Raw genomic sequence first — 25807 nt, forward strand, 5'->3', positions numbered from 1 at the left:
TTCGGCAGTCAACGGATGAAGGTCGGTGACGAAGGATGAAAGACGTTGGGACGCCCACCACTGATGAGCAAGGGGCGATCGAAAACAGAGAGCCTATTTCAATCTTGTCAGGAGACTGCGATCAGGAATCAAACTTGACTACCTCGTCACTTGGAACTCCATTCTTGCAAGACGTGCCGTATCCGGGGCCTGCAGCCGTGGCGTCGGGGATACTTTCCGGAGCAGAGTCTTCTGGGTACGTGCTCGTGCCCCTCCGGGAAGGTGCGGACTTCACCCTTTATCGCGGTCGGCAGCACGGCAACCCATCGCCTGTCCTGGTAGTGGCACTAACCAGGGAGCAACCGTCGCCTCAGAGTCTCAGGCGGTTGGAGCACGAATACTCACTCGCCGCCGAACTCGATCCCGCTTGGGCAGCCCGGCCTCTGGCTCTCAGTCGTCACGAAGGGCGAACGATTCTCGTACTCAAAGATCCTGGCGGTGAACCACTGGATCAGATTCTTCATCTACACCAGGGGCAACCGCTCGATCTGAGACGCGCACTGCGCATCGCCATCGGGTTAACGAGAGCACTCGGACAAATCCATCGGCGCGGACTGATACATAAGGACATCAAGCCTGGAAATGTGCTCGTTGACGATGCCGACAGCGTCTGGCTGACCGGCTTTGGAATTGCGTCACGGCTGCCGCGTGACCGCCAGGCACCTGCGCCGCCGGAGATCAATGCCGGCACACTGGCCTACATGGCGCCTGAACAGACCGGACGCATGAATCGCTCGATTGATACCCCTAGCGATTTCTACTCTTTCGGTGTGACCTTGTACCAGATGCTCACCGGGCGTCTGCCGTTTGCTGCGGCTGATGCCATGGAATGGGTCCACTGCCACATCGCTCGCCAACCGGCTCCGCCCGACAGTCTTTGCGATCTCCCGACGCCGGTCTCGGATATCGTCATGCGCCTCATGGCTAAGACCGCAGAGGAGCGCTATCAGACCACCGAGGGTCTCGAAGCCGACCTTCGGCATTGCCTGTCTGAGTTGGAAACGCGGGGTCGCATCGATCCATTCCCGTTGGGCGCCCATGACATCGCGGATCGATTGCTGATCCCAGAGAAACTGTATGGGCGGGAGCGCGAGATAAACGCTATGCTGGAGGCCTTCGATCGGGTCGTGGCAAACGGCACCCCTGAGCTCGTGCTTGTATCCGGCTATGCCGGCGTCGGCAAATCCTCTGTGGTGCACGAATTGCAAAAAGCGTTGATTGCACCGCAAGGACTTTTCGCGGCGGGCAAGTTTGATCAATATAAGCGCGACATACCGTATGAAACATTGGCCCAAGCCTTCCAGACCCTAATCCGTCAGATCCTCACCAAGAAGGAAGCAGAGGTGGATCAATGGCGAGAAGCTCTGGCACAGGCGGTGGGACCGAATGGTCAACTTATCATTGATCTCGTCCCCGAGTTGGAGTTCATCCTTGGGAAACAGCCGCCCATTCCCGACCTTCCACCGCAGGATGCCCAAAACCGCTTCCAGAGGGTGTTCCGGAGTTTCCTGAATGCGTTCGCCACACGGGAGCACCCGCTTGTGCTGTTCGTTGACGATTTGCAATGGTTAGATGAGGCGACGCTCGACCTCTTCGTCCATCTGTTCAGTCACTCTGAAGTCAAGTACCTTTTGCTGATCGGAGCTTACCGAGACAACGAGGTCGACGCCTCTCATCAGCTGTGTCAAACCCTTGAGGCGATCCGTGACACCGATGCGAAGATGCTGGAGATCGTGCTTACCCCGCTCGAACTTGACGATGTGAACCGCCTCGTCTCCGAGGCGCTGCATTGCGCGCGGCTTACCGCGCATCCTCTGGCCGAACTCGTACACCAGAAGACCGGTGGGAATCCCTTCTTTGTCATTCAGTTTCTGACTGTATTAGTCGATGAAGAGTTGCTCTCGCTCGACCAGGTTGCGCGGGTCTGGCAGTGGGACATGAATCGCATCCGCTCCAAGGGCTACACCGACAGCGTGGTAGACCTCATGGTCGGAAGGATAAAGCGGCTGTCTGCCGAAGCTCAGAAAGCGCTGAAAGAACTCGCTTGCCTGGGCAGTGTCGTCGAGGTTTCGACCCTGGCTCTGGTTCACGAGGGAGCAGAGGAGACGATGCATGCGGCGCTGTCTGAAGCCGTGGGTGCAGGGCTCATCTATCCCGACGGCAGCTCGTATAGCTTTCTGCACGACCGAATCCAGCAGGCCGCTTATAGCCTCATTCCCCAGGAAGATTGTGCAGGAGTCCACTTGACGGTAGGCCGTGCTCTCCTGGCAAAGATGGCGACGGAAAAACTCGCCGAACATCTGTTCGATGTCGCGAACCACTTCAATCGCGGCGCTGCACTGCTGGTGCAGGACGAAGAAAGAATACGGGTAGCAACGATCAATCTACGTGCCGGGCGAAAGGCAAACGCATCGGCGGCCTATGCGTCAGCGAGGGCCCATTTTTCGGATGGTGCGGCATTACTCGACGAAGGGGCTTGGGTCAGCCACTACGAATTGATATCTAGTCTGTCGCTCGAATGGGCGCGGGCTGAGTTGCTGACCGGTAACTCAGAAAAATGCGGGCAATTAGTTGAGGATTTGTTGCAGCGCCGACTATCGAGGGTTGACAGGGCTGCGGCCTACCAACTCAAGGTCCAGTCCCATTTTCTAAAGGCAGAATACAGTGAAGCTGTAGCCAGCGCCCTCACCGGCCTAGGCACTTTCGGCATTGACATACCGGCCCATCCAACCTGGGAGGATGTTCAGGCTGCATTTGAAGCAGTTTGGCAAAGCCTCGATGGACGCCCGATCGAAAGTCTGATTGATCTATCGCTGATGTCCGATCCGGAACTGCAAGCCGGCATACAGGTCTTATCGGCGCTCACGCCTTCCGCCTTCTTTACGGACCTCCGTTTGTGGTGCTTGCTGGTGAGCCGTATGGTGAAAATCGGGATAGAGCACGGCACGAGCGGTGCTTCCGCGCACGCCTTCGCCGATTGGAGCTTTGTGCTTGGACATGTCTCTTGCCGTTTCGGCGATGCGGACCGTTTCGCCAAACTCGCCTGTAACCTGGTCGAGAAACACGGATTTATCGCCTATCGTACGAAGGTTCACAGCACCAAGGGAGCCATCGGTCTGTTTACGCAGCCGATCAAGACTGCGCTCGATTCCATGCGGACGGCAATTCGCACCGGGGTTGAGACTGGCGATCTGAGCTTCGCTTGCTTCGGCCAGCAGCAATGTATAGCCGCTCTCCTGTTGCGGAACGATCCGCTCGATGTGGTTTGGGGCGAGTCGGAGAAGGCCTTGCGTTTCGTCTGTGAAGCCAAATATAGGGATTTTACAGACATTGTCGAGGGTCAACGGCGCTTCATCGCAACCATGCAGGGGCGGACCGCGAGCTTTTCCACGTTTAACGACGCACAGTTCGATGAGAAGACGTATGAGGCACAGCTTACCGGGAAGCGACTGCCTATGATGATCTGCTGGTACTGGATCTTCAAACTGAAGGCTCGATTTTTGTCAGGCGACTATCCGGAGGCTCTGGCGGCCGCAGACAAGGCGCAATCCCTACTTGCTGCGTCTACCGGTCTCATCCAGTTGCTCGACTACTTTTATTATTTCGCGCTAACGGTGGCCGCATGCTATGAGAATGCCTCCGCCGATCAGCAGCAAGTGTGGCATGACCTGCTTTTGACGCATGTTGAACAACTGCGCGCATGGGCCGAAATCAATCCATCGACGTTCGCCGACAAGCACGCGCTGGTGTCGGCTGAGATCGGCCGCCTCGAACGGCGGGACTCCGACGCAATGCGTCTCTATGAGCAAGCAATCACCCTGGCGCGTGAGAATGGCTTCATCCAGAATGAGGCGCTGGCCTATGAGATCGCCGCGCGATTCTATGCGGAGCGCGGCGTAGAGACAGTCGCTCACGCATTTCTCCGCAGCGCCCGGAACTCCTATGACGGTTGGGGTGCACATGGCAAGGTCGGACAGTTGGACGCTCAGCATCCTCACTTACGCGAGGAGCGGGCTCGAGGCGCCCTTGCGACTACAACCGGCACGCAGGTCGAGCAGTTGGATGTCGAAGCTGTATTCAAAGCATCGAAAGCATTGTCGAGCGAGATTTTGCTGCCCAGGCTGATCGAGAAACTTATGCGACTCGCGGTTGAGCATGCAGGCGCCGAGCGGGGTCTCCTCATCCTCCTCCGAGACGATGAACCACAGATCGAGGCGGAGGCTGTCACCGGCCACGAAAGGGCTGCGGTCACAGTTCGGCGGATGGCCGTCACTTCATCTGATCTCCCCCAATCCGCGCTTCATTATGTCATTCGGACTCGGGAGCGTGTGTTGCTTGATGATGCTTCGGTCGAGAACTTGTATTCGCAGGACGAGTATCTGCGCAGGAAGCACCCCAGGTCCGTGCTATGCGTGCCCATAGTCAAGCAATCAAAATTCGTCGGCGTACTCTACCTGGAGAATAATTTGACGCCACGCGCGTTCACGTCGGACCGGGTCGCGGTGTTGGAGTTGCTGGCTTCGCAGGCCGCGATATCGCTCGAAAATGCTGGCCTCTATTCGGATCTGCAACGCGGCGAAACTTTCCTGGCTGAAGCGCAGAGCCTAAGCCACACCGGCAGCTTCGGCTGGAGTGTTGCCAACGGAGAAATCTACTGGTCGGTGGAAACCTACAATATCTTTGAATACGATCGAAAAGCAAGGCCTACGTTGGAGATGGGAGTGCGACGAACTCATCCCGACGACAGAGAGCTCGTGCAACAGGCTCGCGACCGGGCGTCTGAGGCAAGAGCCGACTTTGAGCTCGAACACCGTTTGCTGATGCCGAACGGTTCAGTCAAGCACCTACACGTTTCCGCTCGCGCGTTGACAAACTCATCTGGGGATCTTGAATTTGTGGGTGCCGTGACGGATGTGACCGCAGCAAAACAGGCAGAGGAAAAGCGACGGCAAGATGAACACGAGCTCCGCCGCATTACCGATGCCATACCGCAATTGATCGTCGTCTTGAATCCCGATGGCCGGACGGTCTATGTCAATCGAGTGGCACTTGAATATACCGGTTTGTCGATTGAGGAGGTACAGGCGGATACTTTCCGCGATCGCGTCATTCATCCCGAGGACCTTGAGAGGTTCCGAGAAGTTCGGCAAAGCGAGCTGCCAAAGGGTGTTCCGTTTGAGACCGAACGGCAAATTCTCGGAAAAGACGGCAAGTATCGTTGGTATCTCCTTCGTTATAACCCTTTCCGCGACGAGCAGGGGCGGGTCGTGCGCTGGTATGCAACGGGAACAGACATCGAGGATCGCAAAGTGGCTGAGCAACGCCTCCAAAACGAGAACGTTTCGCTGCGCGAAGACGTCGATCGCTTCTCAATGTTTGAGGAGATTGTCGGTTCTTGCGAACCCATGCGTCAGGTGTTGAAGCAAGTGACAAAAGTTGCATCGTCGGCTTCGACCGTGCTCATCTTGGGCGAAACCGGAACGGGTAAAGAACTGATTGCTCGCGCACTTCATCGGCGATCGAACCGCGCGTCCAGAGCCTTCGTCCGCGTGAACTGCGCCGCCATCCCCCAATCGCTGATTGCTTCTGAGCTTTTCGGGCACGAGAAAGGCGCCTTCACGGGCGCTCTGCAGAGACGTATAGGGAGGTTTGAATCCGCTGACGGAGGGACACTCTTCCTTGATGAGATCGGCGATCTCCCCATGGAAACCCAGATCGCACTCCTGCGTGTGCTTCAGGAGCGTGAGTTTGAGCGAGTAGGAAGCAATCATCCGATCTCAGTAGACGTTCGGCTAATCGCGGCCACAAATGGAGATCTGCCTACTGCCGTCGCTGCCGGAACCTTCCGCCAGGATCTTTTCTACAGACTCAATGTTGTTCCGATTGTCATTCCACCGCTCCGCGAGCGAGCGGAAGATATTCCCCTGCTCGTCGAATATTTCGTTGGGCGCTACGCCAAAGTGGCAGGCAAAACGATCCGACATATCTGTAAGCAAACGCTGGAGCGGTTAACGGTCTATGACTGGCCGGGAAATATCCGTGAATTACAGAACGTCGTGGAACGTGCGGTCATTCTCAGTGAAACGGACACGTTCTTCGTTGATGAGAGCTGGCTGAAACTCGAATCCACACAGTCCCGGCAGCCGCGCGAAGGACTTTCGACGTTGTCAGATTGTGAAGTGGAGATCATCGAAGCTGCTCTGGCTGAGTGCCAAGGTCGCATCGCCGGACCTTCAGGCGCGGCTGCCAAGCTCGGGATTCCCCGGTCGACGCTCGAATCGAAAATCAGGCGTTTGGGGATTAGCAAGTACGAGTACAAACGCCAAACCTCCTAATGGCGATACCATTTCGCTCTCGTGGAGCAGTTCCTTCCATCAGGCGCTCCTTTCCCTCGTTGTAAGGCAATTATTTGACAGGCTGGTTGTTGGTGAACAGGTCAAGTTGACTTTGAGGCGCGTTGTTGCCGAAACACAGCTTGAAGTTCCGATCCGCCTCCACAGCAGCAGATGCGCTGTGAGGAAACAGATTCCTTTTACGCGCTGGGAGAGGGGCTTCGGTATCACCGAGGCTTGCGGCGATGGCCTTACCCGGTTCAGCGCCGTCGTACATTACGAGGTTGGCGCCTTCTCCAGCGAAGGGCAACGCCAGGTGTGCTGCATCACTGGACATCAATTAAGAATACAGCCGGCGCCCACTTCATCGGCGGCCCCATAAATCACCAAATCGGTTTCGACACAACGTAGACATCGACCCGCACAAGACCACGCACGACGTGTTGGAGTTCGCCTTCGCGGAAATTGCCTGCTCTCCGAACGCTTCGGCAATGTGCAGTCATCAACAGCCGGTCCCGGGCTCGGCAGGCGATTCGACTGGTTGAGATCTCGTCATTTGTCGAAAATGCACCACTGAAAATCCGAGGTCATCCATTTTGCTTCAGTGACTTACGTATGGCACTCGCCATGCATATTATCCAGATACCGCAGGAACGTGGATTCTCAAATTCAGCAACCGATGATGAGTTGCCAAAGAAGCACAACGAATGGCCCTGTATCTTCCAATCCATCCTACTGGCGCATTCACTGAGATTGGCGCTGTTTATGCGACCGCTTTCCTTAGCGGTCCATGATCTTGTGTCGGTATCTTGCGATTGCGCTGAAAGGAATGGCCCACCAATGTTGAGGATTGAAAAAGAGTTGGACGGACACACTACAACCTTGCGGCTCATTGGCCGAATTCAATCGGCCGATATCGGCAGCATACAGGCTCAAATGGATGATGACAGTGTTCACGTCCTCTTTGACCTGGGTGAGGTCACTCTAGTGAACGTCGAGGTTATACGATTCCTGAGCGATTGCGAGGACGAGGGGGTTGTATTGATTCACTGTCCTCCCTATGTCCGCGAGTGGATTCTTCGCGAGCGAGATGAACGGTCAGGGCCGCGAATTCCGGATGGCACCTGATTCGTTTGCGTGGGTTCAGACAATTGAACACGCCTAATCTTTGAGGTGAGACGCTACACGCCTCACCTCGAACCGCTCTTGCCATCAAAATGCCTTTCCGCCCGTCGAAACAAGCGCACCTCGAAAGGGACTCCATCCGTTGTCGGGCCAGTTCTTGATTCCAATCAGTTCTGCCGAGAGTTCGCCATTTGTCGAGCGTGTGCAACATGAATCTGGCTATGACGTCGTTTGTTTTCAATGTCTTAGCGGTTGGCATGTCACCTGCTTGTCTAAGAGATTAGGAAGCGCAGGAGGCAGATTGTTATCAAGATGGCACGCTGCGAGAGAGGTCGGGTAATGGCTCAACCATGCACCATCGGTGGAAATCTGAGGTGGTACTTATGGCAACCTCGTTAACTTTCAGATCCCGTGACTCGGGCATGGGAGAGCGCAGCCTGGAACAGATCATAGGGAGCAGCGCCGCACTGGGCGCTGTGCTTGCGAAAGTCGATCTCGTGGCTCCGACCGACTCCACCGTGCTGGTCCTGGGAGAGACGGGCACGGGTAAAGAGTTGGTTGCCCGCGCCGTTCATAATCTCAGCCGCCGTGCCGGACGCCCATTTGTAAAGGTGAATTGTGCGGCCATTCCCTTCGACCTGCTGGAAAGCGAGCTCTTTGGTCACGAGAGAGGAGCCTTCACCGGAGCTATTGCGCAGAAGATTGGCCGCTTCGAAATGGCAGATACGGGCAGCCTGTTTCTGGACGAAATCGGGGACATACCCCTGGCGTTGCAGTCGAAGCTGCTCCGGGTTCTGCAAGAACAGGAGTTCGAGCGGCTGGGGAGCGGCCGAACTCATCGGATCAACGTTCGCCTCATTGCGGCCACACATCGCGATTTGGCCGGCATGATTGCACGGAGCGAATTCCGAAGCGACCTGTACTACCGGCTGAATGTCTTTCCCGTCGTGCTACCGCCATTACGCAACCGAAAGAGCGATATCCCAGAGCTGGTTTCTTATTTTGTTCGGATTCTTTCTCAACGCATGGGCAAGCCGATTCAGCAAGTACCACCGGAAACAATGGCAGCGTTTGCTTCCTATACCTGGCCGGGGAACGTACGCGAACTACAGAACCTGGTCGAACGTGCCGTGATCCTTTCCTGCGATGGAGTGCTTCCTAACCCACTACCGATAAACCATCAAGACACGGTAGCTGTAATTTGCAACTCGACTAACTTGAAGGAGGTCGACCGGGCGCTAATTTTGCAAGCATTGGAAGCGGCGGACTGGGTGATAGGCGGCCCAGTCGGTGCAGCCGCTAAGCTGGGACTCAATCGTACGACGTTAGCTTACAAAATGAATAAACTTGGACTTGTCCGCCCCATCCGAATGCGCAGCGCAGTACCGCCAGAGGGAATCGACCACGCTGAGTCAACAGCAACCTAATACAAGCTTCAGCTCCACTCGATTGCTGGCAGCATACTTGCGATACAAGCATGGTTGTTCCTGAATCGTACCTCGTCTTTACTTCGATCTGATCTTCCATTCTTTGACAACGCTGCGGCCGCGAACCGGCAATCGGCATTCTGTCTTGGCGCCAAAGATTGGACGAAAACCAAAGCGCTCTCACGCTGGTCATTTCTCAAGTCATTTGAATTCCGTCATTTCCAATGTGCTTGTGCCTTGGCAAGGAGATTGCTGTTGTAAGTAGCCGAGCTCATCTTTTAGACCGGCACTTTCGTGGCATGAGAAGAGGAGGAAGGAAGCAAAGCATGTGCGACCATAAAATGCAGCGTGAGTACCCGGGTGCGATAAAGCCGCGGAAGTTTGTTATTTCGCCTCCTCTATTGCTCTCGCTAATCATGAGCCTCATGGCCTCAGCGGTGTCGGGACAGGGGGTACAAGTGCCTCTAACATCGCCTTCTGTCTCCGTAACATCGATCCAGACCGGCTCGAAAAGCCAACCTGATATCGCTCCTAATCAGGACACGGTTTCGCTGACGATGCATGAGGCCGTGAAGATTGCACTTAAGCAGAACCCTCGCTTGTTGGCTGCTCGAATCGAAGCTCTCGAGGTTAAACAGAGCGCGAAAGTTGCAAGGTCCGTGTACTTGCCTAAGGCTACGTTGGGGCTTGAAGAGCAAATGCAGCGACTCAATCTTGCGACAAACTTCGGTCAGGAATCTGCTCCTTACTCGGTTGGTCCATATAGTAATGTGCAGCTCGGGGCTACCTTCGATGTGCCAATCATTGCGGTGTCGGCGTGGAGCAGCTACCAGGCGGAAAAGCGCAGAGCAGAATCTTCGCAGGAGCAGGCCGCAGATGTTCAGGAATCGATTGCGAGCATCGTCGTCGCCCAGTATCTGTCATTGTTGCGGTCGAAGGCGACGGAACAGGCCGTTCAGAGTCGTATCGATCTGGCGACTGTCCTGCTGCGCCTTGCCAACGACCAGTTGGCACAGGGTACCGGAACCACCACAGATGCGCTGCGAGCAAACGTCGAGCTACACGTAGAGAAAGAAAATCTTGTTCGGGCGCAATCTCACACGAGAGCTTACGGCTATGGCCTCGCACGGGTTCTGGGGTTGAAGGAGAACCAGCAGGTACTTGCGGCAGAAAGTCTCACTGCAGCCGACGAACAGGTTCCTGATGAACAGCAGTCGCTCGCCGAAGCATTCAACACACGCCCGGATCTTCTGGCTGCTGAAGCCCAACATCAGGCTGCAAAGTATGACAGCAAAGCGGCGGCGGAACAACGATTGCCCGAGTTTCACTTCGATGGCTATTGGGCTCAAAGTGGACGAAACCCCGCAGGAGCTCTTCCGATATACATCTATCAGGGAGAGATGAGGCTTCCGATCTTTACCGGCGGCAGAATTACCGCTGAATCCAAACGTGCAAGATTGGCTGCTGATCGTTCCCAACAAACCGTTACGGAGCGCCAGGACGTAATAACGCAGGAGGTCCGTACTGCATTGTCGACGCTCGATGCTGCACGTCAGGAGTTGCAGCTCTCGACAGAGGCATTGAGGCTTTCAACGCGTGAACTAACGGAGTCGCGCGATCGCTTTGCGGCGGGAATCACAAACAATATTGAAGTCATCACGGCCCAAAACTCACTTGCTCAGGCGACAGATAGCCAGATAGGAGCGATGTTCGACTTGCAACAAGCAAAGGCAGATTTGTCCCATTCACGCGGGCGCATCGCTGAGGAATATGGAAATTAAGGAGTGCCCACATGATTGAGACCAACACGCAATCCGGTTCCCCAGTAGCGTCACCGGCATCGAGTGAGCAATCAACCCTGGTAGTTCGTGCTCGTAATGCGGCAGCGTGGGCCGCCAGGAATAAGCTTTACGTCCTTCTCGCGGTCATTGTCCTCGCCGTCGGTCTTTTTTGGGTTTTCACCGAGGACCTGAATCCCGGCACGGATGATGCGCAGGTCGATGGCCACTCGATTGTTATCTCCCCCCGTGTGCCCGGCTATGTCCAGAAGATGTTGATCGACGACAACACACGCGTGAAACAGGGCGACCTGATGATCCAGCTTGATCCTGCCGACTATCAGGCGAAAGTTGATGAGGCCCGCGCGGCTTTACAAGTTGCGGAGGCCCGAGCTGCAGCCCTCAAAATCACGGTTCCGTTCACGATAGGAACGACTAGCAGTGCGACGGTTGCAGCGTCAGCGCAAGTCGAAGCGGAACGTTCGGAGCTTGCTAGCGCAGAGGCGACTTATCAACGTCTCTCGACCTCTGAGCTCAAGTTTGCTGAGGCCAACATCGCTGCAAGAAAGGCCGAGTTGGATAAGGCTGACTCCGACGTGAAGAGAACGCGGACACTCGCTGAACTATCCGAAATCTCCCGGCAGCAATTCGATGCTTATCTGGCGACCGATGAGGTGGCACGTAACGAATGGCTGGCGGCGCAGCAGAAGCTAGACGCTACGAAACGCGAGGCCGAGGCAGCTAAGGCCGCCCAGGATACAGCGCATGCACGAATAGCCCAGGGCGAGGCCGAGGTGCGACAGAGCAAGGCACAGCAGTTGGAGTCCGGAGTAAGAAAAGCCGATTACCAGTCCGCGCTTGCAGATGTGGAGCAAGCGAAGGCGACCTTGAACCAGGCGCTGTTGAACCTCAGCTATACCCAACTACGCGCTCCCATGTACGCGACTGTAACGAAGCGCACTGTCGAACAAGGTCAGCAGTTTGCCGTTGGACAGGCAATGTTCGATCTCGTGCCACTCGATGAGATTTGGATAACGGCGAATCTGAAAGAGACGCAGATGGCGCACGTTCGTCCCGGAGAAAAGGTCAAGATTGACGTCGACACCTACGGGCACAAAACCTTCTACGGCGTAGTGGACTCGATTGCCAGCTCAACCGGTTCAAGGCAAGCCCTGCTTCCTCCGGAAAACGCCACGGGCAACTTTGTAAAAGTAGTGCAGCGTATTCCTGTAAAAATTCTCGTCCATCAGGCTTCTAACGACGGTGACGTGCTCCGTCCTGGGATGAACGTCGAGGTCAAAGTTAAAACCAGTTGGTGGATGTTTTAAGCTCGCTCGACGCAGCCATGCGTCTTGTCGCCGAATAAGAAGAGGAATTTGATGCAGGAACAGATAATTCATCCACAGCCACCTCCAGCCAGCTCGCCCACAGAACTGTCGCCCAACCAGAGCAAATATCTCCTTCTCGGTCTTGCTCTTGCAACGGCGATGGAGTTTTATACCTTCGAGAGCATGAATATGGTTCTTCCCGATATCACTGGATCGCTGGGCGTCTCCTTCGACGAAGCAAGCTGGATACTGACGGTCTACAGTTCTTTTCTTTTTCTTGGCGTTCCATTGTCCTTCTGGTTGGCCGGCCATTTCGGCTACAAACGTTTTCTGATGTGGAATACGGCTCTGTTTGCCATGATGTCCGTGGGTGCCGATTTGTCGCCTACGCTAGGGACCATGCTTATTTTCCGTGCTATCCAAGGACTGGCTGGAGCTGGTCTCACAGTGTGGTGGCTCGCTGGAATCTACATGATCATACCGAAAGAGAAATGGGGTTCGTCCATGATGACGACTACGGTGAGGCTGTATTTTGCGAACATGGCGGGCCTCATTCTCAGCGGCTTTCTTACCGATCACCTCAACTGGCGATTGATCTGCGTGCCAAACATGATTCTGGCCTTTGCAGCCATTCGGCTTCTGAAGATCAATTTTCCTGTGTTGCCGAAAGCGGGTTCACTGCGATTGCGGCACACAGACTACCCAGGACTGATCCTTGCAGCCATTGGGTTTCTCTCCTTGCAGGTTATCCTGAGCCGCGGGCACGTTGATGATTGGTTCGGGTCGCCCCATATCCGCCTGCTTGCTTTGATCAGCGTTACGGCCATCATAGCTTTCGTGTACTGGGAGCGCCGTCCGGGCAATCATTTTCCATTGATGGACATGTCGCTCCTTTCCAATCGTTACACGCTGGCAGCGGTGTTTATCGGCATCTTCGCGGGGATGATCCTCTCCGGTAGCTTGTTCGTACTTCCTCAGTTTCTGCGTCTCGTCGATACCCAAACTCACAGCGCAACACAGACGGGCTGCCTGATTGCCTTCTACACATTGGCCTACGCAGTACTGCGTCCAATCATGTCGAAGGTTCTATCGAAGATTGGCCCAAGAAAAACGACAGCCCTGGCCTTCTGCTTGTTGATAGTCGCGATGCTCCTTTTCTACCGCTGCATCACTACCTCAACACCGGACGCATACTTCCTGCTGCCGTTGGCCCTTTATGCAGGGTGTCTCACGACGGTGCTACCTGCAATTGGTCAAGGTGCAGTTGGGAAATTGGATCCGGGCAGACAGCTCGATGGTTTGCAGATTTATTTGACTTTTCGGCAGCTTGGAGCATCGCTCGGAGTCGCATTCCTAACCATCCTTCTGGAGCGGCGTGAGACGCTCCACTCCTCCCGTCTATACGAACACCTGAACGCGGCAAACGAAACAACCTCAACTGCGTTGAGTTCAATGTCCAATTTCCTCTACACAAACAGCGGCGCAAGCCCCACCGGAACCAGGTTAATGTCCGTCGGTTTACTTGCACGAGGCGGGGCGCAACAGGTTGCAAGTCTGAGCTACGCCGATTGCTTCCTCTTTATGGCAATGATCGGAGGTCTCGCATTTTGTTTTATTCCTCTACTGCCGCCATTTGTCGCCGCTCCGAAGCAAGCCGAACAACTTCTTCCGAGTCGGATCGAGAAGGAAACGCCGCGGACTTGAAGGGAAATGCACACCCAAGCGCTTCATTTGGGGAATTGATGCCGGCATTGGGCAGGCATTGGCATACATATCGTTCTAACACCTTTGTGATGCAAGGAGAATTGCGATGGCGACGTTCGAAGGGTTGGCTGGCATGCAGACGCTCTCTGTTCCGTCCGGCGCTTACGTGAAGATGTCCCCGGACCAACTGGCGAGGGCCGCGCGATATGGGATTCAGCGAAACCATTGCACCATTACGCGGTTATACCGCCAGGGGGAACGTGCGGTCGATTTTTACATCGTGCTGGAAGGGACAGTACAGGCATTCTGGTCGGATGCGATCGACGGTGAAGAGCATTTCTTCTCGCTCGAGCCTGGTGAGTTCGGTGGAGAGCTCAATCTGTTGAATCAAAGGGAGACGCTGGTCGCAGCTCGGGCGTTGGAGGGGAGCAGCGTGCTGCGAATCCCCAGAGAGCGTTTCCGGGAGTTCCTCATTGCAGAGCCTGATATCGGCGAACTTGTCGTCAGAACCATTGGACAACGACGGCAATGGCTCGTGCAGATCGGAGCCGGTGGTCTTGTGCTGATTGCTGATGGAAATAGCAGCGATGCGGAGAAGCTCGCGCGTTTTCTCGAGGCCAATTCATATCCGTTTCGGTCGCTCGATACGAAGCGCTCTTCCGAAGCTCAAGCAATTGCGCAGGAGAGAGGTTTGCAGGATGCTGATCTTCCTGCGGTAATCTCCGGAAAGTGGATGTTGAAGCGTCCCGAACTACGTGCTCTTGCAAGCAAGCTTGGCATATTGGAGGATGTGCGTGAGGGAATTACGTGGGATGTTCTCGTCGTAGGAGCGGGACCGGCAGGTCTCGCCACTGCTGTATACGCCGCGTCGGAAGGTCTTCGCACGCTCGTGCTGGATAACTATGCGGCCGGAGGCCAAGCCGGAACGAGTTCGAGAATCGAGAACTACCTCGGATTCTCCAATGGTATTTCGGGCGCTGAGCTCGCGAAACAAGCCCAGGTACAGGCTGAGAAGTTTGGAGCAACGGTCGCTATTTGTAGAACGGCGACAAGTATCGACTGTTCTGAGGAACCGTTTCTAGTAAGCCTGGATGATGATAGTACCGTTGCAGCAAGATCTGTGGTGATCGCGACGGGCGCGAGGTATCGCAAGCTGAATGTTGCAAGCCTGGAACGCTTCGAAGGAGCTGGCGTTCACTATTCGGTAACCCCAATCGATGTTCATCCCTGCTTAGGTCTTCCGGTGGTGATGGTCGGGGGAGGAAACTCCGCGGGACAGGCGGCGATGTTCCTCTCCGCAAAGGGGAGCCATGTCCATATGCTGATCCGCGGGCCGCACCTCTCCAGCACCATGTCAGACTATTTAGTGCAGCGTATTCATGCCTCGAAGTCGATCACATTGCATACCTGTTCCGAGGTGGTGAGCCTGGAAGGGGCTAATCATCTGAGTCACGTAACCTGGAAGTCAGTGGTTACTGGCGAAAAGACTCGCTTCGAAGCAGAACATCTGTTCGTGATGATCGGGGCAGACCCATGTACGACTTGGCTGAGGGATTGTGTGGATCTCGATGCGAATGGTTTCGTGCGAACATCTTTCGGATCTGAGGTGCGAGGGTTATTTGAGACGTCGGTGCGCGGCATCTTTGCGGTTGGGGACGTCCGGTCCGGTTCGGTCAAGCGCGTGGCGTCTGCTGTTGGCGAAGGGTCTGTTGTGGTCGCGGCTATTCATCGCCATTTGGGTACTCTTGGGGCGTAGCGTTATAGGTGTATTTAGATTTCCTGGGTGCTAATACCGTGCCGTCCGTGTCGTAGGCCGCATCAGCCTCTTCCTGGAGAACCTGCTTCCAAACTCAGGACCGCACATTGCCGGATCTGGTTATGAAAGCTTCGAGCAATGATGATGACTGAAGTGACTCGCAACACCTCAACAGTCTGCTTTACTCAAAGCGGACTGTTGAGGGTGGTTTACTCAGGAAAGCCTGCTTGACGAAGCTCACGCCGCAGGGTGCGAAGGCCTCATCGTATTCGGGCAATGCCTCCATCTGATGTCCAAGGCGACTGCCCCACAGCGTCTTTAGGCGAGCTTCTTTTGCGAGGATGCGGGCTTCGATGCCAGTAATATCTTTATTCCGAAAGCGGATTTTTCCGTAATGGCTCCGATGAGGTGACCGATTTCGACACCTGCGTGAGAGGTGAGGAGCCAGAGATCGTATAGATCGCGTGGCTCGTTGCGCGCTCGGTCCTGGAGAGCTACTACGTTTACGGAAGCAATTTAGTTCAGACTGTACACCGAGATTGGGCAATCTTCGGTATGTCCTCAAACTCTGGGTAGGTGCGTAGAACCGGAAGCTGCTCCAACGGAAAAAGTAGAATCTCCGCGTTCCGGCCTTACCAAACTAGGGCACATTGCCCAGCTTCCTAAATCTTATGAACATTGAACTCCGAGTTATCCGCTCAGAACTTGGTGTTAGTTGCTCTTTGTCTTGGCGCCAGAGGTTTGGCGCGCAACCAGGCAGTTCGACAGTCGCTATCTTACAAGCCACTTGTTTTATGCAATATAAGCAATCCTTGGGGTGCGTGCGTTGTGGTGCACGACGTGCTCTTGTAAAGAGCGAAGGCGAGGGAATGACATGCAGAGTGGTACGACTTGCCGAGCGTGATCATTGAGTTCTCCTTCAGATAAGCGGACATCTTCGGCAAGCGCACGTGAGCATGATCGAAGAGCTTATTGCCCAATTGCGAAAGGAGAAAGAAATGTCGGAAACCTCAGATTTTGGTCCGTTCGGTCGTTACACCGAGCTTCCCAGTCGATCAGATGACCCCACCACTGGGGGGAATTGAAGAAGAAAAAGGAGAACGTTATGGCTACGAAAGTAAGACGCATCGTGACCGGTCAGGCAAGCGGCCAGACCATGCAACCGATGCCGGGAGGAGGCGCAAGATGATCAAAGTCACTGTAATTCAAACCGGCACTGTCCAAATCAAGTCTGCTCAGGTCACTGGCAAGCCTGGTCGATCCGCCCTGGGTCGGAAAATCGATATCTTCAAAGATCCCGTGTGGCTTCCCCCGCTGCCGATCACCGCTTTTCTGATTGAACATCCCGAAGGCTTATTCCTGATTGATACCGGTGACACAGCACAAAACTCAACACCAGGCTACTTGCCACGATGGCATCCCTTCTTTCGCTATGAGGTCTCCGTCAATGTAGCTCCTGACGAGGAGATTGGAGTGCAACTCGACCGCCTCGGAATCGACAGTAAGAAGGACCTAAAAGCGGTGGTCTTGACACACATGCACCATGATCACGCTGGCGGCTTGCACCACTTCCCGCATAACCGGATTATGGTGCCACGCGAGAATTGGCGTTTTGCCGATGGGTTTAAAGGCAAACTAGCTGCATGCCTGCCTCAACGCTGGCCGGTGTGGCTAAAGCCTGAGCTTTTTGATGTGAAAGGCCCCGCAGTGGGTCCCTTCACGAGCAGCTTTCCCCTCACAAGCGATAAGCGGGTCTTTCTCGTACCAACACCGGGCCATATCCCTGGCCACGTATCAGTCATCGTTAGAGGTGACGATATGACTTATCTGATTGCCGCAGATGCCACCTACAAAGAAGACAACATAAGAAACGAACTCGTTGACGGGATTACCGCCGACCCTGCACTCTCTTTGAGAACTTTGCAGGCGTTGAAGAAATTTGCATCTTCGCAACCAACGATTGTTCTTCCGTCGCATGATCCAGACGGAGCCACGCGACTAATGAACCGGCGCACATTCTTGTAGATCGTCCTGAACTCGTCAGGGTCTGAACGGTACAACACCAATGATCAAACTCAAACGCGCAACATGCGCCACTCGCAGAACTATTAAAAGGAGAACACGACAATGAGCGAAACATCAGAACTGGTAGGCGGACGGCTGGCTGTCCTCGAGCCCAAGAACTTAGAAACGGAACAAAGGAGCTTGTATGATTTTATCGATCAAAAGTTCGTCCCGTGGTCCCAGAAGGCGAAGTTTGCTATCAAGATTGATGACGGGCGTTTGGTAGGGCCTTTCAATACTTTCCTCTACTCGCCACAAGTGAGTACGGCGTTCCTTGAGTTCATGGAGGCCGAGACGCAGTTCAGTACGCTGACTGCGCGAGTGCGCGAAGTCGTCACCCTCACTTGTGGTGCATTCTGGAATGCTAAGTACGAACTCTATGCCCACTCAGCGCTAGCTCGCAAAGCTGGCCTTTCGGAACAGACCATCCGAGCTTTAGCCACCGGGCAGCCACCAGAGGCACTAAGCGTTGACGAGACGCTCGCATACGACTTTACACGGCAGCTCATCACGGAACACCGCGTGAGCGAGGACCTTTACAGCCGAGCCGAGGCCGCCTTCGGAAAGACCGAACTGGTCAACATGACATTTTTGATTGGTCATTACCTTCTAACCTCGGCCCTGCTCAATACGTTTGAGACGCCGGCGCCTGATCAGCAGGCAGATATCACAAAGAAGGGATAAACCATCATGGGAGCAACCACACTGAACCGGAAAACTGCGTTTGGCAAGTTTTCCGGTTCAGTGTGGCAGTTAACTTTGGCCCACCTGTGGCAGCTTGTTGGACAGTGTCGTGGGATGGAGATGAGCTGGGCTTCGGGCTGAAGCGTAGCGTACCGGAGCCAAAACTATGCACATACGGACTTACGCTGCAAAAGAGTCGCCTATCGAAATCACAACTGGCATCAGCGACTTGTATTTGGTTGCCGCTGCCAAAGACGGAGATCATCAGGCATACGCAGAGTTGTGCCGCCGGCATTCAAAACAGATTCTTCGAACGGTTCTACGGATTACACGCGACGTTGCGGATGCTGAAGACACCTTACAGGAGGCGTTGCTGAAGGCATACATTCACATTGGAGGATTTGAAGGAAGGAGCGCCTTCTCTTCGTGGCTGACTCGAATCGCAATTAATTCCGCGTTGATGTTATCGCGGAAGAAGAAACGATCTCCACCTGTGTACAGCTTTGAAAGCGGTTCTGACGTGGATGATTTCAAGTTGCCTGAACCTATGGATACCTCCTATAACCCAGAAGAGTCCTACATTCAAAACGCTTTGGAAAATAAACTCGACCATGCCATTCGATATCTATCCCCTACTCTTCGGGCTGTAGTGCAGATTCGGTATCGAGAAGACGCCTCAGTATCGGAGATCGCGAAGATATTGGGCATCTCCGAATCAGCCGTGAAATCGCGTCTCTTGAGGGCCAGATCGAAGCTTCGGAGACATCTTGGCGAAAATTAGTGTTTGCGTTGTGAAATTGACTCGAGGACGCCGGTTGCCTTACGGCTACTGTTGGCGTCGCAATACCCAAAGCGGACTTACAAGAGAACTAGGGAACACAGATGAGTTCAAATCAGCTGCCTCAGCCGCTCCCAAAATACTGCATTCTCTGTGTCGACGATGAGCACATTGGCCTTGGAGTGCGCACCGCTCTGCTCGAAGACGAGGGATACTTTGTGACCGCCGTTAGCTGTCCGTTGATGGCTCTGGAGTATGACGTGTCACAGTTCCACTTGGCAATACTAGATTTTGACATGCCCGGTCTTAACGGATTTCAGCTCTTACTGCGTCTACGCGCTGCACACGCCTCTTTCCCGATCGTGTTGCTCAGCGGTATGAGTCGGGAGTTACCGAACGACATACGCGCTATGTTCTCAAGCTGCCTCGACAAAGGAGAACCGATACATATTTTGCTGAATACCATACGTTCCTATCTGACTCCGATCCCGGACCCAGCAGAGTGCCGGGTAATGGGCAGAGATGCACATCCTCTGTATGGACGGCATCAGCTCTAGCGGTTGTACTCTACCCGAATTCTGACCCTGCCCCGAGTAGTCAATTGATTGGCGCACGCGGCCTACGAGGAAAATTTCCATGTGGATTGTTCGCATTGCATTAGATCGTCCGTATACGTTCATTGTTTTAGCTCTGTTGATCCTGATCTTGAGTCCGGTAGTGATCTTGCGCACGCCGACGGACATCTTTCCCAGTATCAATATCCCTGTTGTCGCCGTCGCCTGGACGTATACCGGTCTCAACCCTGAGGAGATGGAGGGGCGGGTTACCACTGTCTATGAGCGTGTTCTTACGACGCTGGTCGATAACATTGAGCACATCGAGTCCACGACCGTGAACGGCACTGCGATCGTAAAGGTCTATCTTCAGCCGAATGCCAGTATTGACCGTGCGAATGCGGAGATTACGGCCGCCTCTCAGACGATTCTTAAACAATTGCCTGCCGGGTCGCTCCCTCCCTTGATCGTCAACTACAACGCTTCCACCGTCCCCATTCTTCAGCTCAGTCTCTCCGGGAATGGTCTAACGGAGCCTCAGTTGAACGACCTTGCGCAGAACTTTCTGCGTACGCAACTGGTCACTATTCCTGGCGCTGCGGTTCCGCTTCCTTACGGAGGCAAGACGCGTCAGGTGATGGTGAATCTCAATCCGCAACTGATGCAGGCCAAGGGGCTTTCGCCAAACGACGTGCTGACGGCGCTTGGCCATGAGCAGCTCATTTTGCCGGGCGGCACAGCCAAGATAGGTCAGTTCGAGTATGACGTCGACGTCAACGCAGACCTGAAGAATGTGTCGGAATTCAACGAACTTCCGATCAAGAGGGTGGGCAATACCATCATCTATCTTCGCGATGTAGCCACGGCAAGCGATGGCTTTGCGCCGCAGACGAATATCGTTCGGCAAGATAGCAAACGCGGCGCCCTGATCACCGTTCTCAAGGCAGGGGACGCATCCACCATCGACGTCGTCAAAGGTGTGCGGCAGCTCCTTCCAAGAGTCGCTCAGACCCTGCCTCCCGCACTCAGGATTCAGCCCCTTGCCGATCAATCCATCTTCGTGCGCGGATCAATCAATGGGGTGGTTCGTGAGGCTGTTATCGCCGCGGCGCTCACCGGTCTGATGATTCTCATCTTCCTCGGCAGCTGGCGCAGCACCGTGATCATCGCTATCTCCATCCCGTTATCGATTCTGACCTCGGTTATCGTATTGGGCTTTCTGCACCAAACCATCAACACTATGACGCTGGGCGGACTGGCTCTAGCTGTTGGCATTCTCGTCGACGATGCAACGGTAACCATCGAAAACATCGAACGGCACCTGGAAGAGGGCGCTGAACTGCACGAAGGCATCCTGGAAGGCGCATCGCAGATCGCCACTCCTGCTCTTGTTTCGACGATGTGCATCTGTATCGTCTTTTTGCCGATGTTCTTTCTGAGCGGTGTCGCGGGATACCTCTTTGCCCCACTCGCCGAAGCGGTCATCTTCGCCATGATCGCTTCCTATATTTTGTCCCGCACGCTGGTGCCCACGCTCGCGATGTACCTGCTGAAAGCCCACAAGGACGGAAAGCCCCTGTCGCAGAGCGTGTTTGCCCGTTTCCAGCGGGGTTTCGAGCGTCTATTCGAGAAGATCCGTTCCACCTACTCGTCTCTGCTGGCACAGCTTGTTTCGATTCGGCTCGCCTTCGTTCCATGCTTCCTGGTCGTCTGCGTCATTGCGTTCGCTCTCGTTCCGTTTCTTGGCCAGGATTTTTTCCCGGATACCGACAGCGGCCAGTTTATTTTGCATGTGCGCGCGAAGACAGGAACCCGTATTGAGGAAACCGCGCGCTTGGTGGATCTGGTTGAGGGCAGCATTCGCCAAACGATTCCATCCTCCGAAATGGACAATGTCCTCGATACGATTGGTCTCCCCTACAGCAATATCAACTACATCTATAGCCGCTCAGGGCTGACCGGAGCAGCGGATGCAGACGTCCTGGTTTCACTCAAAGAGAAGCACCACGCTACCGCCGATTATGTCCGCACTCTTCGTGACAAACTGCCACAGGAATATCCTGGGGCAACCTTCTACTTCCTCCCCGCCGACATTGTCACCCAGACTTTAAACTTCGGGTTGCCGGCGCCGATCGATATCCAAATTGACGGTGCGGACACCACTGCAAATGCCAAGGTTGCCGACAAGATGCTCAAAGAGCTCAGCCATGTCCGCGGCATCGCCGACCTGCGCATTCAACAACAGGGTGATTATCCAAAACTTCACATTGCTGTCGACCGCACGAAGGCACTGGAAGCCGGATATACAGAGCAGGACGTTGCCGATAGCGCGCTGGTCTCATTGAGTGGGAGTTTCCAGGTGACGCCTATGTTCTATCTCAACCCGAAGAACGGTGTGCAATACAACCTTGTGACCCAAACGCCTCAATACGACATTCAGTCTGGCCAGGATCTGCAGAATATTCCGTTGACCGGCGCCAATCAAAGGCAGCCTGGGATTCTTGCTAACGTCGCGTCGATCCAGCGGACCAGTGAGCCGGTCTCTATCAACCACTACAACATCCGGCGTGTCGTTGACATCTACGCGTCGGTTCAGGGCAGGGATTTGGGCGCCGTGGGACGTGAGGTGAGCAGCATCGTCGACGCTAACCGCAAGCTACTTCCGCGCGGCAGCTTCGTTACCCTTCGCGGTCAATACGGTACGATGCGGACCTCCTATGTAGGACTGATTGGCGGTCTGGGTTTTGCGATCGTCCTTGTGTATTTGCTGATCGTCGTAAATTTCCAATCGTGGCTCGACCCATTCGTCATCATCACCGCGTTGCCTGCCGCCCTTGCCGGAATCATCTTGTTTCTTTTCATTACGCATACGACTCTGAGCGTCCCCGCATTGATGGGAGCCATTATGTGTATGGGTGTAGCAACGGCTAACAGCATCCTGGTTGTTTCCTTTGCCAAAGAACGGCTGCTCCATCACGGCGATGCTGTGATCGCTGCGCTTGAAGCCGGTACTACCCGTTTTCGCCCAGTCATCATGACTGCGCTGGCGATGATCATCGGCATGATTCCGATGGCACTGGGTCTGGGCGACGGCGGCGAACAGAATGCACCTCTGGGAAGAGCTGTGATCGGAGGACTCCTTTGCGCAACTGTCGCCACTCTGGTTTTTGTACCTTCAGTTTTTGCTCTCCTGCACGGCCGGTCTCGACATGCAGATTCGCAACTAGCCGGGACAGCAGAAGATGCACCAATTCACGCGTAGTCGTGGTCACAGCCAAGGAGGCAAGTAATGAGCAACGCTGAAAGCGATTTGAATCAAGCTTCGCAAAACAATTCCGGCCAACGCCCCCCGAACGAGAGACAACCGCTATCCCGCTCTCTGTTTGTCGGATTGGGCGTTGCAGCCCTGTTGCTTGGCGTAGTTATCTACTCAGGCATTCACCAGCGTGCAATGGCAGCAAGCAATCTTGGAGCTGCAACGGAACACGCTGCCATTGCGGCTGTAAACGTGGTCGAGCCCAATTCTGGAACTGCGCTCCAGGAGCTTGTTCTACCGGGCACCACGCAAGCGTTCATCGATACCCCAATCTTTGCTCGTACCAGTGGCTATCTCAAACAGTGGTACTTCGACATCGGCACGCATGTGGAGAAGGGGAAGTTGCTCGCCGTGATCGAAACTCCTGAGCTGGATCAGCAATTGGGCCAGGCACAGGCAAATTTGAAAAGCGCGCAGGCAAACGAGAAACTCGCTGAGATCACGGCGACACGCTGGCAGAACTTGCTGAAGACAGATAGCGTCTCCAAACAGGAGACCGACAAGGCCGTCCAGGATCTAAGCGCGAGACAAGCGACTGTGGAGTCGATGATTGCCGACGTTCAACGTTTGGAACAATTGCAGTCCTATGAGAAGGTGTACGCTCCTTTTTCAGGCGTGATCACGGCGAGAAATACGGACATCGGCGCACTCATTAACGCGGGGTCTGGCGGTGCGCAGGGGATGGCGACGGTGCCTCAGGAACTGTTCCATATGGCGGCTGTGAATCGCCTGCGCATCTTTGTCTCTGTACCGGAAATTGACTCCGCGGCGGCGCAGAATGGCGCCAAAGCGCCGCTGACGCTGGATGAATTTCCGGGAGAGAAATTTGAGGGCACGATTGTGCGCAACTCCGACGCCATCGATCTCAACTCGAGAACGTTGAACGTCGAAATCGATATCGACAATCGCGGTGGTCGCATCAAGCCAGGCGCCTATGTTTTCGTGCATCTCAAGCTGCCCGACAATTCAAAGAAAGCAACGTCCTCACTGATCGTCCCTGCAAACACTCTGCTATTCCGGTCGGAAGGACTTCGCGTTGGAGTTGTTCGCGGTGATCATGCTGAACTCGTGCCGATAAAGATTGGACGTGACTACGGCTCGACTGTCGAGGTGGTCGATGGACTCAAGCCAGCGGATCAGGTCATCGTCAATCCCTCGGATTCGATCACCACCGGAACCCCGGTTCGAATCGATGCCCCACAAGCAGGAGGTTCGAAATGAAAACAAGGCTGATTCCGTCTCTGTTGTCGCTCGCTACTATCCTTTTCACTGGCTGTATGGTCGGGCCTAACTATGTGAAACCGTCAACGCCAATGGCGACATCCTTCAAAGAACAAGCACCCAATTTGTCTCAGGCGAATGACGGTTGGAAGCTTGCTCAGCCGGGCGATCAAACACCTCGAGGAAACTGGTGGGAGATTTACGGCGATCCTCAGTTAAATGCGTTGGAAGCGCAGATCGATTCGGCGAATCAGACACTGAAGATTGCGGAAGCGAACTACCGCGAGGCGCGCACTGCCATTCGCTTCAATCGTGCAGCCGAAGTACCGACCATCGGAGTCGCACCGAGCATTTCCACGGTGCGTGACTCTGCGAACCAGCCCTACTTTCCAGCGGGTCTAGCTAACAACGGAGAGGGCGATTTTGCTCTTCCGGTCGATTTGTCATGGGAGATTGATCTTTGGGGCCGTATCCGGCGCAGCGTCACCGCAGCGAGGGAACAGGCTCAGGCAAGCGCGGCAGATATGGCCGCAACGCACTTGAGCCTGCAGGCAGAGCTTGCATGCGACTATTTCGAGCTACGCAGTGCCGACGCAGAAAAAAAACTGCTCGATGATACGGTAGAGGCCTATAGCAAAGCGTTGGGGCTTACCGACAACAGGTTCGAAGGCGGGGCTGCACCCAAATCGGATGTGGCGCAGGCGCGCACGCAATTGAAGGATGCCCAGGTTCTTGATACAGATCTCACAGTCGAACGCGCTCAGTATGAGCATGCGATCGCGATCCTGATCGGCAAGCCACCTGCAGAATTCAGCCTGGCTCCCAGCCCTATTGATCTCCAAACGCCAGCGATTCCTGCGATTCCACAAGTAGTGCCGTCCCAGTTGCTGGAGCGCCGACCGGACATAGCAGCCAGCGAGCGGCGAATGGCTGCAGCCAATGAGCAAATCGGTATTGCTCAGGCTGCTTACTATCCCGCGTTGAACCTAAGTGCCCTGGCAGGATTCGAGGGAACCTCGGCACTCAACTGGTTCAACTGGCCCAGCCGCTTCTGGGCAGTCGGTCCGAGCTTTTCTGAAACTCTCTTTGATGCTGGCCGACGGCGCGCGACCAAAGAGTCAGCCGTCGCCGCCTATGATGGGAACGTTGCGAATTACCGTCAGACAACCCTTACAGCTTTTCAGCAAGTGGAGGATAATCTCGCCGTCCTGCGCATTCTCGCAGGAGAGTCGCAACAGCAGCGCGACGCGACCGCTGCGGCCGAAGAAACCCTTCATTTATTTATGAACCGCTACGCTGGGGGCGTAGATACCTATCTTCAGGTCGTGACGTCACAGACGACTGCCCTTAGCAACGAACGGAATGACATCGACATCCGGCGCAGACAACTCGACGCCAGTGTGCTGCTGATCAAGGCTCTCGGGGGGGACTGGAACGTCAACAAGCTGCCGAAGGTCTAAAAGAGCTCCGCTCATCGTGGGAGAAGGCACCGGTGTTAGTATCGCGATCTTTCAAAACTGAGGAACAATAGTATGTCAATTGAACTGGGGAGTGTAAACCCGCACATGCCCAATATCCAGCGGGGCTCGCTAACAGGTGTACACCTTGCAATCATCATGGTGGCTACGGCCATGATTGCCGCCGATCGCTACTATTGCTAGCCGCTATAGGCAGAGATGTGCAGAACCCCTCCATCTCACA

15 protein-coding genes are annotated in these 25807 nt (G+C 54.8%); 14 read left to right on the top strand and 1 reads right to left on the bottom strand.

What is annotated here, in order from left to right:
* The first annotated feature begins 134 nt into the window (after positions 1-134).
* A complete protein-coding gene (locus BDD14_RS28365; protein ID WP_165420366.1) occupies positions 135-6374 on the top strand; it encodes a sigma 54-interacting transcriptional regulator in 6240 nt (2079 codons plus the stop codon).
* A 70-nt stretch (positions 6375-6444) separates the two neighbouring features.
* Here BDD14_RS28365 and BDD14_RS32135 read toward each other — a convergent pair whose 3' ends face one another.
* A complete protein-coding gene (locus tag BDD14_RS32135; protein WP_165420367.1) occupies positions 6445-6648 on the bottom strand; it encodes a hypothetical protein in 204 nt (67 codons plus the stop codon).
* A 338-nt stretch (positions 6649-6986) separates the two neighbouring features.
* Between BDD14_RS32135 and BDD14_RS28370 the strand changes: the two genes are divergently transcribed.
* From BDD14_RS28370 to BDD14_RS28430, 13 genes are all read left to right on the top strand, one after another.
* Positions 6987-7499, top strand: a complete 513-nt coding sequence (locus BDD14_RS28370; protein ID WP_130424501.1) for a hypothetical protein — start codon at positions 6987-6989, stop codon at positions 7497-7499.
* A 380-nt stretch (positions 7500-7879) separates the two neighbouring features.
* On the top strand, positions 7880-8923 hold the full coding sequence (locus tag BDD14_RS28375) for a sigma-54 interaction domain-containing protein (RefSeq protein ID WP_207231921.1): 1044 nt from the start codon (positions 7880-7882) through the stop codon (positions 8921-8923).
* A gap of 326 nt (positions 8924-9249) precedes the next feature.
* Positions 9250-10704 (top strand): TolC family protein, encoded by a 1455-nt coding sequence (locus tag BDD14_RS28380; RefSeq protein WP_165420368.1) that lies wholly within the window; start codon positions 9250-9252, stop codon positions 10702-10704.
* A gap of 11 nt (positions 10705-10715) precedes the next feature.
* A complete protein-coding gene (locus BDD14_RS28385; RefSeq protein ID WP_130424507.1) occupies positions 10716-12029 on the top strand; it encodes an HlyD family secretion protein in 1314 nt (437 codons plus the stop codon).
* 51 nt (positions 12030-12080) lie between these two features.
* Positions 12081-13733 (top strand): DHA2 family efflux MFS transporter permease subunit, encoded by a 1653-nt coding sequence (locus BDD14_RS28390; RefSeq protein WP_130424509.1) that lies wholly within the window; start codon positions 12081-12083, stop codon positions 13731-13733.
* Positions 13734-13839: 106 nt separating this feature from the next.
* The gene (locus BDD14_RS28395) at positions 13840-15489 is read left to right on the top strand and encodes an FAD-dependent oxidoreductase (RefSeq protein ID WP_130424511.1); all 1650 of its coding nucleotides are present in this window, start codon (positions 13840-13842) and stop codon (positions 15487-15489) included.
* Positions 15490-16674: 1185 nt separating this feature from the next.
* A complete protein-coding gene (locus tag BDD14_RS28400) occupies positions 16675-17514 on the top strand; it encodes an N-acyl homoserine lactonase family protein (protein ID WP_130424513.1) in 840 nt (279 codons plus the stop codon).
* A gap of 102 nt (positions 17515-17616) precedes the next feature.
* Entirely contained in the window at positions 17617-18237 is a 621-nt protein-coding gene (locus tag BDD14_RS28405) for a carboxymuconolactone decarboxylase family protein (protein ID WP_130424515.1), read from the top strand.
* Between the two features lie 166 nt (positions 18238-18403).
* Positions 18404-19018: an RNA polymerase sigma factor gene (locus tag BDD14_RS34845; RefSeq protein WP_130424517.1), complete on the top strand. Its 615-nt coding sequence runs from the start codon at positions 18404-18406 to the stop codon at positions 19016-19018.
* Between the two features lie 101 nt (positions 19019-19119).
* Positions 19120-19572 (top strand): response regulator, encoded by a 453-nt coding sequence (locus tag BDD14_RS34850; protein ID WP_130424519.1) that lies wholly within the window; start codon positions 19120-19122, stop codon positions 19570-19572.
* A gap of 79 nt (positions 19573-19651) precedes the next feature.
* Positions 19652-22831, top strand: a complete 3180-nt coding sequence (locus BDD14_RS28420; RefSeq protein ID WP_130424521.1) for an efflux RND transporter permease subunit — start codon at positions 19652-19654, stop codon at positions 22829-22831.
* A gap of 27 nt (positions 22832-22858) precedes the next feature.
* Complete coding sequence (locus tag BDD14_RS28425) at positions 22859-24106, top strand: efflux RND transporter periplasmic adaptor subunit (RefSeq protein WP_130424523.1); 1248 nt, start codon at positions 22859-22861, stop codon at positions 24104-24106.
* Complete coding sequence (locus BDD14_RS28430) at positions 24103-25566, top strand: efflux transporter outer membrane subunit (RefSeq protein ID WP_130424525.1); 1464 nt, start codon at positions 24103-24105, stop codon at positions 25564-25566. The genes BDD14_RS28425 and BDD14_RS28430 overlap by 4 nt, the downstream gene beginning before the upstream one ends.
* The last annotated feature ends 241 nt before the right edge of the window (positions 25567-25807 follow it).

Origin of the sequence: Edaphobacter modestus, from assembly GCF_004217555.1 — a bacterium.
Lineage (GTDB): Bacteria > Acidobacteriota > Terriglobia > Terriglobales > Acidobacteriaceae > Edaphobacter > Edaphobacter modestus.